Here is a 14,440-nt window from a genome sequence, read left to right on the forward strand (position 1 = left end):
GGTCACTCCGCCGAGGGCGACGCGCCCGCCCGGGCCTCCCCGCTGCCGGGTGCCCGGCCGCCGTCCGGGCGGTCCAGCTGCTCCTCCACCGCCCGGCGGACGACGTCGCTGAGGCCCGCCCCGATCTGTGGCAGATCCTTGGCGAGCGCCGCGTTCAGCTTCGTGCGGACGTCCTCCTTGACCGAGTCGGCCCGTAGCGCCGCGTTGACGAAGGACGTCATCTGCCCCATGTCGACCGCGAGTTCCAGGTCCTGGTCGGTGAACTCGACGGTGAGCGAGGCGACGGTGAGGGACAGCGAGCCGAGCTCCGCGCCGGAGAACGAGAGGGCGCTCACGAGGGCCGAGGAGCGCACCGCGACGGTGAGCCCGCCCAGCGGGCTCGGGTCCCCGTCCATGGTGAACCGGAACGTCCCCTTCAGCGTCAGGGGCGGGCCGGGAATGCCGGGGCGGCCCATGAGGGAGGACATGGACACCTTCGCCCGCAGCGTTCCCGCGTCGAGAGCCGCCTGCTCGGGCAGCACGACGGCGTTGGACGCGCCCACCACGGTGACGTCCGTGAAGGTCACGTCCTCGGCCTTGCCCATGCCGTCGAGGTCGATGTCGCCGAGCTTGACCTCACCGAGCGTGTACGGCTCGATCCTGGGGTCCGTGACCGACTGAAGGATCTTCGGCGGGTACAGCGCGCTCTGCTCGTCGGCGATCGCCAGCCGCAGCCGGTCGAAGAGGTACTGGTCCACCGGATTGTTGCCCTCCGAGCCGCCGTCGGGCAGCTTCCCCGGCGGCACCGCGGTCAGCGCGGAATCGAGGACGTGGGCCAGCTGCTCGGTGCAGGTGGTACCGATCCGCCGGAGGCTGTCGTCGAGGTTGAGCGTGTTCTGCAACTGCTGCCGCAGGGCGGCCTGGGCCGACTCGGAGTTGAAGGCGTCGACCGCGTTCTGCCGCCAGACCTGCTTCAGCGCTGTGTTCTTCACACAGCCGGGGTCCGTGGGGTCGTCGATGGTGAGCTTGTCCTCGACCAGGGTGAACCGGGGCTGCTCCGTGCCGTCACCCCGGGGCTGCACGGCCTCGACGACGAGGGCGAGGCTTCGCCCGGCGCCGTCCCCGACCAGTTGGATGCGCAGGGTGACGACGAGGACCAGCCCGGAGACGGTGAGGGAGAAGTCGCCCGTCCCGTTGATCTGGTCCGTCGGCCAGTGCACACAGGGCATCCGGGTCGCGAAGGAGGTCGGCCGGACCTCGTCCCCCGCACGCGCGCACACACTCTGTTGCAGCAGATAGCGTCCGTCCACCGTGATGGTCTGCGGGAGGCCGCTGTGCTTCCCGAAGTACAGCGGCGCCGTCACGCGGTAGCCGTCCGGCAGCGTCTCGACGTTCTCCAGGGGGCCGAGCTGCACGTTGTCCAGCCCGGTCAGCTCGGCGGTCGGGAGGGTCAGGACCGGCAGCGGGGCCTCGGGCAGGGGGATGGCCGAGAAGTCCGCGGCGTGGAAAGGGGGTTGGGCGTGCCGCGCGTACCTCAGTTTCACGAGGGTGTACCAGTTGTCGGCCGCGGCCACGGCGATGGTGTTGCCGCCGTCCCCGCCGATGGCACCGAGCCGCCAGGTCTCGGCCTTCACCGGCAGCAGCGGCGTGCCGTTGTCCAGCCGCACCTGCCGGAGCAGCTCCGGCAGATTGTGCGGTTTCGACAGGTCGTTCAGCCGCCGGCGCATCGTGGCGTGCAGGAACGTGACCAGGTTGTCGCTCACTCGCAGTCTCCAGGAATCCGGTCGTCAGGGTGCGCGGTCGACCACATGGAGTGCGATCTCGGACAGCGCGTCCCGGTAGGGGCTCGGCGGGAAAGGGGACAGGTACTCCAGCGCGTCCAGGGCCTGGGCCCGGGCGTCCGCATAGCTCCGGCTGAATCCGGTCGTCGCGCGGACGGCCCGCATGGCCGAGTGGAGCTCCGCCGCGTCGTGGGGCGCGCCCCGGGCGATACGGGTGGCCGGATGGTCCGGGCCCAGCTCGGCCATGGCGTGGATGAGGGGGAGGGAGAAGCGCCCGCGGCTGAGGTCGATCCCGCGGGGCTTGCCGGAGGCGGACGCCTCCTGCGCCAGGTCGAACAGGTCGTCCATGACCTGGAAGGCACGGCCGACCCGGCGCCCGTGGAAACCGATGCGTCGGGAGTCGGCCGAGCGTCCGCCGGCGAGCGCGATGCCGGACTCGCAGGCGAGGCCGAAGAGCACGGCGGTCTTGCGCTCGATGGTCTCCCAGTAGTGCTTCAGCAGCGCCTCGGTGTCCCAGCCCGGGTCGACGCGCAGTTCGTCCAGCTCGCCGCAGCAGATGCGGAACGCCGTGTCCAGGACGGCCTTCACCAGGTCGATGTCCCGCTGTGCGTCGATGGCGTCCACGAAGCCGCGGATGGCCTGGACGAACTGCATGTCGCCGACCAGCACGGCGGTCCCGGTCCCGCGGGCGGCGTTGACCGAGGGCAGCGTGCGGCGGAGCGGCGAACTGTCCACGATGTCGTCGTGGATGAGGGTGGCCACGTGCAGCATCTCCAGGGAGACGGCGCCGTTGATCACCTTCTCGGGCAGCGGTCCCGGCCCGTGGACGAGCCGGGCGCTGAGGAGCAGCATGAGGGGCCGCAGCCGTTTGCCGCCCCGGTACAGGGCGAGTTCGTTGTCGGTCAGATAGCCGCGCTGCGGTGCGAGGGTGGTGTCGAGAACCTCCCCGTACCGGTCCCAGTCCTCGGCGAGGAGTTCCGTTGACAGACGGCTGACGGGGTCCGGCTCGGCAGGCTGCCGGCCCGGCGGGGGCGCGGAGAGCAGCACGGGGTCAGGACTCCGATGCGGTGAGGTCGGGATGGGCCAGCTCCGGTCGGCCGTCCAGTACGGCCGTCCGCAGCCGTTCGGCGAGGGCGTCCTGGAGCAGGGTCCGCACGAAGTGCATACGCGCGACGCGCTCGCGCGCCGTGCGGCCGGCCTCCGCCTCCCAGGCGCTGTCGTCGAGTTCCAGTGAGAGGTCGGGGAGGTCGACATGGACGACCGCCGTGCCGCGCCCGTCGTCGCCCTGCTCGGTCTCCGCGGTGATCGTGCCGCCGGTGATGCGGGTGCCGCAGGTCCCCTCGTGGAGGACGGAGCCCACGGCCGCCTCCGCCGCCGCCAGCCTGGCGAGCCCCTTCGCTCGGCAGGAGCGGATGTGCCGCAGGTCGTCCTCGTCCAGACCGCCGGGGGCCGTGCCGCCGTAGGTGGTGATGCGCTCCAGGTGCGCGTCGGGGTCGAGATAGGGGCTCGGGTCGACGGTGAACTCCTCTGCGGGAGCGGGCGTTTGCTGGACCGCGGCATGGACTTCGGCGGCGGTCATCGGGTGGAGCGCGTCCTTGGCGTTGTGCGTCTGCTCCCGGATGGTCTTCGCGAACCGCCCACTGGCGTCGAGGGCCTTCTGGTACTTCGGCTGGAGGGCGTCGCGGTCAGGCTCCTGGCCGATGACGGTGAGCGTCGCCTCCAGGGCGAGCTTGTGCGTGAACGCGAGCCCGTTGTAACTGAGTTCCGGCTTACCGGACTTCGGCTGGTACCGCTTGTTCGGATCGTTCACCAGGCCGCCTTCCCGTACGGCGGCGTCGGTGTCCCTGGCCATCTCCTGGGTGCCCTGGCCGCCCCAGCCCTCGACGCCACGCTGGAACACCTCGTTGAAGACTTCGTTGTGCTCGTAGAAGGTGCTCACGAGCTGATAGCCGTTGTCGCTCTCCTTGACCAGACGCTCGCGCTGGGCCCGCGCGGTGTCGAGAAAGCCCTCCCTCTCCTCGTCGGGGAGCCCCGGCTGCCGGGGCTCGCCGGGGGACGGTTCCGCCCGGGACAGGGGGCGGAGATCGCCCGCGGTGTCGAGCTGCTGCTGTTGTTCCGGTTTCACATCGAGGGAGTACCGGCCGCTGAGCACCAGTGGCGGAAGCGGGTAATGGAACTGAGTGCGGCCGTTCTCCAGCGTCTCGGCGGTGGCTTCTCCGAGTTCACCGTCCAGGGCGACGGTCAGGTCTCCCAGACGCAGGCTGAGGGCACCGGTCGGTCCGTGTTCATGCCCTTCCGGAAGCGGCACCTGCCGGGCGACCGGATAGCCGGGGGTGTCCGGGAGGCGCAGTACGGGGCGGCCGGGATCGGTCATAAGGGAAAGACTCCTCGCAGTGTTTCGGTCCGGCAGGGGAACGCCGGCGGCGTGCGGCAGAGCGTGTGCACGGGCTCGTCAACCGATCTCGACGCTGCCGTGGGCCATGAGCATGCCGTGGTGGGTTTCGACGGCCAGCGATGCGGCGTTGACCGTGACGGTGTCGTCGTTCGCCGTGAAGCTGAATCCGATGGGTTTCTCGAACGAGAATTTCTGCTCCGCGCCGACCACCTGGTCCCGCAGGTAGGTGTACGGCTTTTCCAGGAACAGGAGGCCGAATGCCGCCACCACCGTGCCGACCGTCTGGATGATGCCCTGGTCCCTGCTGTGGAGCGTGCAGGAGAAGGGCTCGATCCAGGTGACCTCCGCCTTCACCTCGGTGGGGGAGATGTCGGTGATGCCTGCCTTGACGGTGACCGCGGAAGGGTCCTGCACCACCTCGTAGTGGAAGAGCGCCGGCATGCTGTCCTCCTTCAGGTGCCGATTTCGAGGGCCGCGCGCACCATGAGCGCTCCGTCGTGGTTCTCCAGCGACGGGTCGGAGAGGGTGGCTTTCACGGTTTCCCCGGCGACGTTCTGGGTCACCGGCGGCAGCGTGCACAGGCTGAAGGTGTGACCGGCCAGAAGTGCGGTGCCCGCCTGCGGCAGAACGGCACCGATGGCCTGTGCCAGGGGCCAGACGAGGCCGGAGAGGACTTCCTGACCGACGTCGCTGCCGGACGGTTCGACCTTCACGGCGAAGGGGTCGATGTGCTCGACGACGGCCTGGACGCAGGAGTGCCCTGAGTCGCTGGACAGTTGGAGGCGAATACGCCCTTGCACGGGCGAAGGAAGGGGGGTCGCGGTGTAGTTGACGCCGACGGAGCCGGCGCCCGAGCCGTTTTCCACGAGAGACGTCCTAGGTTGATTCCGGATGGGCAGATGGCTCGTGCACTCGGTCAGTAGCTCTTGAAGAAGTGCCCGATGGCGTCACCGACCTGCTCCAGGTCGTGGCCGATGCTGTACAGCTCCAGCTCGGCGTCCGCGTGCGCGGTGAAACCGGCCGAGATGCCGACCGTGTCCGGCGCCGCGTCGTCGACGGCGGCAGTGGCGGACGTCAGTGTGATGTCGGCCTCGTAGGTGGCTTTTCCGATGCCGAATCCGGCCTCGCCCGACGTCTGGTTCCGTTTTCCCGTCTGCGCGTCCATCTGGGCCTGCGCCACACGGCGCACGGTCTCCGGACCGATCAGGACATAGAAGTGCGTGCCGCCGCTGAACTTCGCGGCGGCGTCGGCCGGTTCGGGAGCCGGAGGCGCTGCCCCGTCGGCGAGGTTGGTGCCGGCCACGAGGGCGCCTTCGCCCACGGCGATGGCCGGCGGGCCGAAATCCACCTCGGCGAACGTGATGTGCGGCACGGTGACACCGCGGAGCAGGGTGGACGACAGGTCGAGCATCTTCGGGCCCACCACATGCTCGTAGAAATACGTCGCCCACGCGTCGGCGCCGGTCAGATCGATCGCCACGGCCACCGGCACCACGGTGAGATTCCCGCTGTAGACGGTGAGCGTGCACAGAGCCGTGACTTCCCTTTCCCAGGGCGCCCCGTCGAAGGTCAGCCTGAGCTTGGGGAAGGTGACGGTGAAGGGATTGGTGTACGGCTCCGGAACGGGCGGTTTGCGGGCGATGGCATGTGTCCAGAATCCGCTGTCGGGCGCCCGCAGGGAGACCACCGGGCACTCCTCCACGGACCACGTCGCCGTTTGCCCGGAGGCAGTCCGGGATCCCTGGAACAGCTTTTCCTTCAGGGACGCCCTGCCGTACAGGGAGGACACCACGGAGTTCAGGGCGTCCTCGTGCAGGGCCACTTCGAGGTCGTACGACGTCATCGTCTCTTCCCGTCACATGCTCTTGGTGGCGTTGAACAGCGCGCACTTGTCCGGGTCGATACCGAGGGGCGAGATGTTCACCCCGTACGCCATGTCCAAGGTGGCCTGGGCGTTCGTCAGGGAGTCCGCCGCCAGCCGGAGACCCGTGTAGCCCCGGAGCCGGTAGTCGGCCGAGATGGTCAGGGGTTTCGAAGACTGGGAGAAGTGCTGCTGCTTTCCGAGCGCCTTCTCGCGGATCGCCCTGTCCAGGACCCATTCGATCAACCGTCGGCTGAACAGTGCCCACAGTGGCTTGTCGGGCCAGGTGAATCCGGCGGCCAGTGGGTCGGGGGTGGCGTTGCCGTCGATGTCGGCGGCTGTGGCCAGTACGAGGTGGGTTCCCGTGATCAGTGCCTGATCGGGGACGAGGGTGAGCTTCTCGCCGAAGAGTTCCTGGGTGGGGATCGTGAGCTGGGACAGTGCGTTTCCGCCGGCTTTGACGAGGTGGGGAATCACCAGGTGCTGGACGAAGAACGCCTTCCAGCTGTCCATACCCGCGGTGTCCAACCGGACGGCGAGAACGGTGACGGAGAGCTTTCCGTCCTTCGCCGACACCGCGCCGTAGACGTCGATGTCCTTGCCCGTGACGCTCGTTGTCTGCCCCGCGTTGGTGAGGGCCGCGTCGGTGTTCGTCAGCGTGATCCGAAGAACGTTCTCGCTGGGGAGCGGCGTCGTCGGTGGCCTCTTGCCTCCGGCGTCCGTGGCCTTGTCCCATTCGTCCTGGCTCGGCGCGCTGAGGACGACGGTGGGCGCGCCCTTGACGTCCCATGTGAGGACGGCCTGCTCGCCGTTGAACTGTGTGCTTTCGCGGCCTGTGAACACCGCGTCGTGGTGCTTGCTGTGCAGCTCGGCCATGCCGGTGTTGAGCGAGGTCGCGTCGAGCCCGATCGCGAGGTCGAAGCTTGTTAACGACACAGAAGAGGGCCTCCAGTTTTTCGGGAGCGGCGCACGGAGGGTGGCGAGGACGGGGCGCGTGCCGTGACGTACGAACCGTGGCGTACCCCGTGAGCGCCGAGGGCTCTCCCATGCGAACTCAACCTGCGTTGAGCCGTCCACTTCGACAGCTGAAACCACCTGAAAGAGTGTTATCTCCGCGAGAGATTCAGCCAACAGTGCGCGTACACAAGGGAGTTGACCCCGACCGCCACCGTGACGACCGGGTGCGAGTCCGTGTGCGCACCGGGCCCGCACAGCTCGGCATGCTGGTGAGCGCACCGCACCGCACCGCACCGCGAGGAGATCGTGGTCCACGGTGCCCGGATGGCGCGAGTCCAGGAGATGACCGAGGCCGGCATCGACGCGGTCTCCGCGATACGGGTGCGCGGCCGGCAAACCGCCTACACCGGCTACACCACCGACGGAGCCATCCAGAGCGACACCTACGGCGGCACACCACTCCCCGAAACCAGGTACCGGCGCACCTTGCCGTGACGGCTCGACCCGGTTGGCGCGAGCATCGGACAACCCGGCTCGTCCAGGCTGCGGTCAGTGTTGTTCGTCTGCCGAGGCCCGGTGTGGGGAGTCCGTTGCGGTGGCGGTTGCGATGTCGGTGAGGAGGGTGGCCAGTCGGGGTGGTGTGGAGAGGAACGGGCAGTGGCCGGTGGGTAGGTGTTCGACGTGTGTGGCGTGTGCGGACATCTTCTTCTGGAGCTGCGGCGGGAGCGCCTGGTCGCGTTCGCAGAGTACGTAGGTGGAGGGCACGGTCCGCCAGGCCGCGTGGGTGACCGGCTGCTGGAACGAGCGGCGGCTCTGCTCGGTGAGCCGGCCGATGGCGTGCTCGGCCTGGTCGTCGGTGAGGTCGCTGTAGAGCGAGGTGCGGGGGTCGGTGAAGACGGTGGGGGAGGTGCCGGTGAGGTCCTCGTCCTCGGGCTCGGGGGTGGGCTTGCCGTGGACGCTGAGGAGGGATTCGCCCTCCTGTGTCATATAGGCGGCGAGGTAGACGAGGTGGACGACGTGCGGGTGGTCGGCGGCTGCCTGCGTGACGGGTATGCCGCCGTAGGAATGGCCGACGACGATCACGGGGCCTTCCATGCGGCGCAGTTGTGCGGCTATCGCCTCGGCGTCGTCGTACATGCCCGCGGTGGGAGTGCTCTGCGGGCCGGCGCTGGGCAGTTCGACGGTGCGGGATCGCCGGCCTCGGGCGTCGAGGGCGTCGCGCAGCGGGTCCCAGCAGGCGGCCCGGTGCCAGGCGCCGGGGACGAGCAGGAAGGACGGGCTGGTCGGGTGGTGGGGGCCGTGCGGGGCGGCGGGGTGGGACACGGTGGTACTCCTGAGAGGCCGAGATGTGCTGTGTCACGAGGGGGAGTGGCCCGGTGGGGCGGGGTCGGCCGGGGCCGGGTTCTCGCCTGGGCGGTGTCGGCCGAGCGACAGGGGCGCGCCGCGTGGGCATGTCCGGCCCCGGGAGGCGCTGCCGGGTGATCCCCGCGAGGGAGTCTCGCGCTTTCGCGGACGCTTCCTTGAGCCGGCGTGCTCGTCCTGCGCGGATCCGACGATTTCGGCTGTACGGAAGGCGGGGTTCGACATTCGTGGCCGCGCGGCCGACGCCATCTTCCGGCCTGGCACGCCAAGGGGCCCGCGTGCACGCCCCTCGGCCTCGACGGGCCGATTTCGTGAGCTCGTTGCCGCGCGGCTGTGAGGCGATCCGGTACCGGGCACCATCACACGGGCCCGACCTGTGTGCCTGGGAGGGGTGAGGCTCGTACCGTGCTACGGCCCCGTCCGGTCCTCGGCCTCAGTCCAACGTCCGGGTGAGCCAGGCCACTTCGCCGTTGGGTTCGGTGGTGAGGTGGTCGTGGGTGAAGCCCAGTTTTTCCAGGACGCGGAGGGAGGGGGTGTTCCAGGTGGCGACGGTCGACCAGAGGCGTTTGCGGCCCGTCGCGGCGGCGGCGTCGAGTACGGCGGCGGCTGCCTCCGTGGCGTAGCCCTGTCCGTGTACGTGCCGGAACAGCTCGTAGGCGATCTCGGGTTCGTCCAGGGTGCAGCGGCCGGTGATCAGGCCGCAGTAGCCGATGAAGTCGCCCTCGGTGCGGCGCTGGACGGGCAGCAGGGCGATGCCCGTGGTCGATGCCGTGTGGAGCAGTTCCGCGATGCCGGTGCGGGCGCGTTCGAGCGTGGGGGTGCCGTTGCCGCGTTCGGCGAGGAGGGCGCGGAAGTCGGCGGCGTCGGTCTCCGACCACGGGCGCAGTATGAGCCGTTCGGTCGCCAGGTGGACCGGCATCGTCTCGTAGGCAGGCATGGGTTCCACTCTTCCCCACGGGGCACCTGGGGGAGGTCGCCAGGGGTTCGGTTTCGGGGTGGGGCGGAAGCACCTCGGAGTCGGGGAGCCCGTGCGGTGGCTGTCCCGTCGGTCCGTGGTGCTGTCCGCTGCGGCGTGCCGGGTGCGGCCGGTTCTGCCCCCGGGAGAGGGGTCAGGACGCGATGCGGGTCCGTGGTCTGTCGTCCGTCCGCTGTCCCGGGTGGTGTGGCGGCGACGCGCGGGCGTCCATGGCGATGCTGGAGGTGTGCTGGGCGATCACCCGCTGGTACAGGAGGACCGCCTCGACGCGGTTGCGCACCTGCAACTTGGCCAGCAGATGGGAGATATGGCTCTTGACGGTCGCTGTCTTGATGGCCAGCAGCTGCGCCACCTCTTCGGTGGAGCGTCCGGAGGCCAGTTGGGACAGCACCTCGAACTCGCGGTCGGAGAGGTTGAGCAACTCCTGCGCCGGATCGGGGCGCGCGGTGTCGGGCCGGCAGGGGTGCGCATCGCTGTCCGTTCCGTCGTGTCCCGTGTGGTCGGCCGGGGAAGCGAAGGCGTCGAGGCCGGAGTTGACGAGGGTGTAGCCGGCGACGGCGGCGCTGACGGCGACCACCAGCCGGTCGGGTTCGGCGTCCTTGTTGAGCAGCCCCACCGCGCCCGCGGCCAGCGCCGCACGTATCCCTCCGGCGGTCCAGCGGGTGCTCAGCAGCAGGACCCGGATGTTCCGGGAGGCGAGGGCGCGTACCTGACGGCTCACGTCCGTGCCGGGGCCGATCGACCACAGCACCACCTCCACGCCGCCGAGCCGCCATTCACGCAGCGGCCGTCCCGCGTCGACGGTGGTCACCGCCAGCACCATGCCGCTGTCCCGCAGCGTGGTGCCGATGATGTACCGGGAGAGCGGATCGCTGTCGGCCACCAGGACGCTGGGGGCCGGTGAACGCCGGGGTCCGGCCGTGTCCTCGTGGAGGGTACGGAGGTGCTCAGTGATCCCTGGAAGCAACTTCTCTGCCATGTCTGTTTCCCCAACATGTCGGCGTGAACGAGGGGTTGCGCATACAGGCGGACGTGCCGGGGCGTACCACCCCGGCCGGGCTGCTTCGTCGCAGCCGGGGAGTCCGTGGATCGCCAGGACGGCGGCGGGGCGCGGGCCCCGGCGCGGGGAACGGCGGCCGGGCGGCGGAGGTCCGGGGCCGCGGTTCAGACGCGGGCCGCCGTCGTACGCCCCGCGCCGCGCGGGCCGGGCCCTGGCGCGTGGCCGGCGCGCGCGTCGGCGCGCACGGCGGGACCGGCGGGCAGGTGCCGCGGCCGGTTTCTTCGCGCAGGCCGGTGTCTTCGCGCACCGGCTCCGGGCAGCCGTGCAAGAGCAGCGGGGCGTGGTGTACGCCGCCATGTGATTCCCCCGTGTGGTGTCCGCACTGAAGAGCAGTCAGCAGAGAGCAACCTCGTCGTTGCCCCACTTCCGGTGGACGGGACCGGCTGACTGCATGTCACATCGAGTGCGCTTCACAACAGTTTCCCATCCACCGCAGGGGAGGCGGCAAAGTACGAGTAAACAATCTCGGGCGAGGAGCAGGGTGCCGGCCGAGCGCTCGCGAGGGCGCCGAACCCGGTCCGGGGCCACCGTGGACGTGGGCCTCGTCCCGGTGCGGGGCCTCGCCCGGCCGTGCCGGAGGCCGGGAACGTGGGCCCGTGACGGCGGCGGCCGGGGAGGGTTCCGGAGCGGGGCCCCGGGAGCGCTCGGCCGGGAGGGTCAGTCGAGGGCGCCCAGGAGGCGGACCACGTCGACGGTGCGGTGGGAGAAGCCGGCCTCGTTGTCGTACCAGCCGACGACCTTGACCAGCGAGCCGGCCGTGCCGTCGTCGACGACCATCGTGAGAGGCGCGTCGAAGGTGCAGGAGGCCGCGGTGCCGATGATGTCCGTGGAGACCAGCGGGTCCTCGCTGTAGACGAGCACGTCCTTCAGCGAGCCCTGTGCGGCCTGTGCGAAGGCGGCGTTGACCTCGTCCACCGTGACGGACCGGTGGAGTTCGACCGTCAGATCGACGATCGAGCCGTCGACGACGGGCACCCGCATGGACAGCCCGTCCATGAGCCCGGCGAGTTCGGGCAGGACCACGCCGATGGCGCGCGCGGCGCCCGTCGTGGTGGGGATGATGTTGCCGGCGGCCGCCCGGGCCCGGCGGAAGTCCCGGTGCGGGGAGTCGTGCAGGCGCTGGTCGCTGGTGTAGGCGTGCGAGGTGTTCATCAGCCCGCGCCGGACGCCGAACTCCTGGTGCAGGACCTGGGCGAGCGGGGCGGCGCAGTTGGTGGTGCAGGACGCGTTGGAGACGATGCGGTGCGAGGCGTCCAGGGCGCCGTCGTTGATGCCGTACACGACGGTGAAGTCGGTGTTGGTGGCCGGCGCGGAGATCAGGACGCGGCCGGCGCCCGCTTCGAGGTGGGCCGCGGCGGCCTTGCCGTCGGTGAAGGCGCCGGTGGACTCGACGACGACGTCCACGCCGAGGTCCGCCCAGGGCAGGTCGGCGGGGTTCTTCTCGGACAGGACGGGGACGGTGCGCCCACCGATGACGAGCGAGCCGTCCCGGACGGCGACCGGCTCGGCCAGCCGCCCGTGCACGGAGTCGTAGCGCAGCAGGTTCGCCAGGAGTTCGGGGTCCGTCAGATCGTTGACGGCGACGATGTCGATGTCCGGCCTGTCGAGCGCGACGCGGGTGACGGTGCGTCCGATGCGGCCGAATCCGTTGATGGCGATGCGGGTTGCCATGGTGCCGGTACTCCTTGTTCCAGAAGATCAGGCAGCGGCGCGCGCCTTTGCGTTCCGCCAGGAGGACAGGGCGAGCAGCGCCGCGGCCAGGAAGGCGGCCGAGGCGATGAGCGCCGAGAGGTGCAGACCGGAGACGAGCTGCCGGCCCGCCGTGAGGGAGGCGAAGAGGGCGACGCCGAGTGAATTGCCGATCTGGCGTGCCACGTTGAACACCGCCGAGGCCACGCCCGCGTTCTGGGCGGGGGCGGCCTGCACGATGGCGGCGGTGGCCGCGGGGACGGTGCTGGGGGTGGCGAGGCCGGTCGCGATGAGGGCCGGCAGCAGCAGCCAGTAGGAGGTGTCGGGACCGGCGAGCAGCCAGCCGACGAATCCGGCGGCGCCGAGCAGCAGCGCCGCGGTCATCGGGACGTACGGGCCGTAGCGGGCGGTGAGCCGGCCGGACAGCGGGGCCGCGACGACGGCCATGCACACCGTCGGCAGCAGGGCCAGGCCGGCGCCGAGCGCGTCGTAGCCGCGCTCGTTCTGCAAGTAGAGCGTGGAGAGGTAGAGCATGCCGTAGTAGCCGAGGTTGAGCAGGATGCCCACGGCGGCGGTGGAGGAGAAGCCCGGCGAGCGGAAGAGCGACATGGGCAGCAGCGGCGGCTTCTCCGCGTCGCCCCGGGTCTCCGTCCGCCGCTCGGCCAGGACGAACAGGGCGAGCGCGAGCACGCCGAGGGCTCCGGCGCCCAGCACCACCGGTGAGGTCCAGCCCTGTGCGCCGGCCTCGTTGAGCATGCCGGCCAGCGCGAGCACGGCGACGATGCCGAGCACCTGGCCGAGCGGGTCGAGGCCGCGTGCGCCCGCCCGGCCGGCGGGTGCGGGCACGTACCGGAGGGTGAGCCAGACGCCGAGCAGGGCGACGGGCACGTTCAGCCAGAACGCGGCACGCCAGTCGAGCCCGGCCACGAGCAGACCGCCCACGAGGGGCCCGGCGGCGAACGCGATGCCGGAGATGCCGGCCCAGACGCCGAGTGCCTTGGCCCGTACGGCCGTTGCCGGATAGGCAGCGGTGAGCAGGGCCAGGGACGTGGGGACCAGCAGGGCCCCGCCGGCGCCCTGGGCGAGGCGGGAGGCGATGAGGGCCGCGGGGGTGGTGGCCAGCGCGCAGCCGACGGAGGCGACGGCGAAGAAGCCGAGACCGGTGAGGAACACCTTGCGGTGCCCGAGCCGGTCGCCGAAGCCGCCGCCCATCAGCAGCAGACCGCCGAAGACGGCGCTGTAGCCGTCGACGACCCAGGCCATCTCGGAGGCACCGGCGTGCACCGAGCCGCGGATGACGGGCACGGCGACGGTGACGACGGTGACATCCAGCATCACCAGGAAATAGCCCAGGCTGAGGGCGATGAGCGGGGGCCACGAGAGCCGCTCGGGCGCGGGGCTCGGCGCCTCGGCTGCTGTTGCCGTGCCGGTCGTTGTACTCATGCGGGAATCCTCGGTCTTCAACAGTTAGCTGGACGTCAAACTGTGCTTGTATGGCGGACATGGACGAAGCCTCAGACCGGAGCGAGGGCCGGCCCGTGGACAGGACGGAGCCGGAGCTGGCGGCTGCCGCTCGCCTGCTGGCCAGCGCCTCCCGGGCCCGGATGCTCAAGGCGCTCTCGGACGGCCGCCCGCTGTCGGTCACGGTGCTGGCCGCCGAGGCCGGCGTGAGCGTGCCGACGGCGAGCGTGCACCTCACACAGCTGGCCGAAGCGGGGCTGGTGCGGGCCGAACACGCGGGCAGACACCGCTACTTCCGGCTGGCGAGCCCCGATGTCGCGGCCGCGCTGGAGGCCCTGGCCGTCATCGCACCGCCCGATCCCACCCCGGTGACGACGCTGCGCGCCCACAGCAGGCACAACGCGCTGCGGCGGTCGCGCACCTGTTACGACCACCTCGCGGGCTCCCTGGGCGTGGCCCTGATGGGGTCCTTCCTCGACCGGGGTCTGCTGGCTCGGCAGGAGAACACCGCGCCGCCCGGCGCCCGGCCGGCCCGCGCGGACCAGCCGGCGTCCTACGGCAGGGAGGTGACGTACCACCTGACGGAGCGGGGGACCGAGCGGTTCGCCGGATTCGGCATCGACGTGGACGAACTGGCCCGGGGGCGGCGGCCCGTGGTGCGCTACTGCGTCGACTGGAGCGAGCGCAGCCACCATCTCGCCGGCGCGCTGGGCGCCGCGGTGGCCGCCCGCTTCTTCGACCTGGACTGGCTGCGGTACGGCATCTCACCGCGCGTGGTCCACCTCACCGACGCCGGGGAGGCCGGCGTGCGGGACGCGTTCGCGATCGAGACCGCCGACTGAGCCCGCCCGGGAGGCCGTCCGACCGAGCCCACCAGGGAGACCGCCCGACCGAGCCCGCCCGGCCGAGCCCGTCCGAT

Annotated in this window: 14 protein-coding genes; 2 read left to right on the forward strand and 12 right to left on the reverse strand. The window is 70.8% G+C overall.

The features are described 5' to 3' along the window. Nucleotides 1–2 precede the first annotated feature (2 nt). The 7 genes from SCA03_RS10945 to SCA03_RS10970 form a co-directional block, all read right to left on the reverse strand. Complete coding sequence (locus SCA03_RS10945; protein ID WP_086815042.1) at nucleotides 3–1,742, reverse strand: hypothetical protein; 1,740 nt, start codon at nucleotides 1,740–1,742, stop codon at nucleotides 3–5. Between the two features lie 24 nt (nucleotides 1,743–1,766). Further along, nucleotides 1,767–2,807, reverse strand: coding sequence for a polyprenyl synthetase family protein (locus tag SCA03_RS10950; protein ID WP_230988592.1), 1,041 nt, complete (start codon nucleotides 2,805–2,807; stop codon nucleotides 1,767–1,769). Nucleotides 2,808–2,811: 4 nt separating this feature from the next. Beyond that, on the reverse strand, nucleotides 2,812–4,134 hold the full coding sequence (locus SCA03_RS36100; RefSeq protein WP_086815041.1) for a hypothetical protein: 1,323 nt from the start codon (nucleotides 4,132–4,134) through the stop codon (nucleotides 2,812–2,814). Nucleotides 4,135–4,212: 78 nt separating this feature from the next. Continuing rightward, nucleotides 4,213–4,596 (reverse strand): hypothetical protein, encoded by a 384-nt coding sequence (locus SCA03_RS10955; RefSeq protein ID WP_086815040.1) that lies wholly within the window; start codon nucleotides 4,594–4,596, stop codon nucleotides 4,213–4,215. An 11-nt stretch (nucleotides 4,597–4,607) separates the two neighbouring features. Further along, a complete protein-coding gene (locus SCA03_RS10960) occupies nucleotides 4,608–5,021 on the reverse strand; it encodes a hypothetical protein (protein ID WP_086815039.1) in 414 nt (137 codons plus the stop codon). Nucleotides 5,022–5,071: 50 nt separating this feature from the next. Next, nucleotides 5,072–5,998: a hypothetical protein gene (locus SCA03_RS10965; protein WP_086815038.1), complete on the reverse strand. Its 927-nt coding sequence runs from the start codon at nucleotides 5,996–5,998 to the stop codon at nucleotides 5,072–5,074. A 12-nt stretch (nucleotides 5,999–6,010) separates the two neighbouring features. After that, a complete protein-coding gene (locus SCA03_RS10970) occupies nucleotides 6,011–6,952 on the reverse strand; it encodes a hypothetical protein (protein WP_086815037.1) in 942 nt (313 codons plus the stop codon). A 345-nt stretch (nucleotides 6,953–7,297) separates the two neighbouring features. Here SCA03_RS10970 and SCA03_RS35060 point away from each other — a divergent pair, with 345 nt between their 5' ends. After that, complete coding sequence (locus SCA03_RS35060; protein WP_158102271.1) at nucleotides 7,298–7,468, forward strand: hypothetical protein; 171 nt, start codon at nucleotides 7,298–7,300, stop codon at nucleotides 7,466–7,468. Between the two features lie 54 nt (nucleotides 7,469–7,522). Here SCA03_RS35060 and SCA03_RS10975 read toward each other — a convergent pair whose 3' ends face one another. From SCA03_RS10975 to SCA03_RS10995, 5 genes are all read right to left on the reverse strand, one after another. Beyond that, the gene (locus SCA03_RS10975; RefSeq protein WP_141275342.1) at nucleotides 7,523–8,296 is read right to left on the reverse strand and encodes an alpha/beta fold hydrolase; all 774 of its coding nucleotides are present in this window, start codon (nucleotides 8,294–8,296) and stop codon (nucleotides 7,523–7,525) included. 472 nt (nucleotides 8,297–8,768) lie between these two features. Then, nucleotides 8,769–9,272: a GNAT family N-acetyltransferase gene (locus SCA03_RS10980; protein ID WP_030888075.1), complete on the reverse strand. Its 504-nt coding sequence runs from the start codon at nucleotides 9,270–9,272 to the stop codon at nucleotides 8,769–8,771. Between the two features lie 172 nt (nucleotides 9,273–9,444). After that, nucleotides 9,445–10,290, reverse strand: a complete 846-nt coding sequence (locus SCA03_RS10985; RefSeq protein ID WP_086816902.1) for a LuxR C-terminal-related transcriptional regulator — start codon at nucleotides 10,288–10,290, stop codon at nucleotides 9,445–9,447. Nucleotides 10,291–11,028: 738 nt separating this feature from the next. Continuing rightward, the gene (gene gap, locus SCA03_RS10990) at nucleotides 11,029–12,042 is read right to left on the reverse strand and encodes a type I glyceraldehyde-3-phosphate dehydrogenase (RefSeq protein WP_030880949.1); all 1,014 of its coding nucleotides are present in this window, start codon (nucleotides 12,040–12,042) and stop codon (nucleotides 11,029–11,031) included. Between the two features lie 27 nt (nucleotides 12,043–12,069). Further along, nucleotides 12,070–13,503, reverse strand: a complete 1,434-nt coding sequence (locus SCA03_RS10995) for a DHA2 family efflux MFS transporter permease subunit (protein ID WP_086816900.1) — start codon at nucleotides 13,501–13,503, stop codon at nucleotides 12,070–12,072. 59 nt (nucleotides 13,504–13,562) lie between these two features. On the opposite strand from SCA03_RS10995, the gene SCA03_RS11000 reads away from it, so the two are divergent. Beyond that, nucleotides 13,563–14,363: an ArsR/SmtB family transcription factor gene (locus SCA03_RS11000; RefSeq protein ID WP_030888067.1), complete on the forward strand. Its 801-nt coding sequence runs from the start codon at nucleotides 13,563–13,565 to the stop codon at nucleotides 14,361–14,363. Nucleotides 14,364–14,440: the final 77 nt, after the last annotated feature.

This window comes from Streptomyces cacaoi, assembly GCF_006539165.1.
GTDB lineage: Bacteria > Actinomycetota > Actinomycetes > Streptomycetales > Streptomycetaceae > Streptomyces > Streptomyces cacaoi.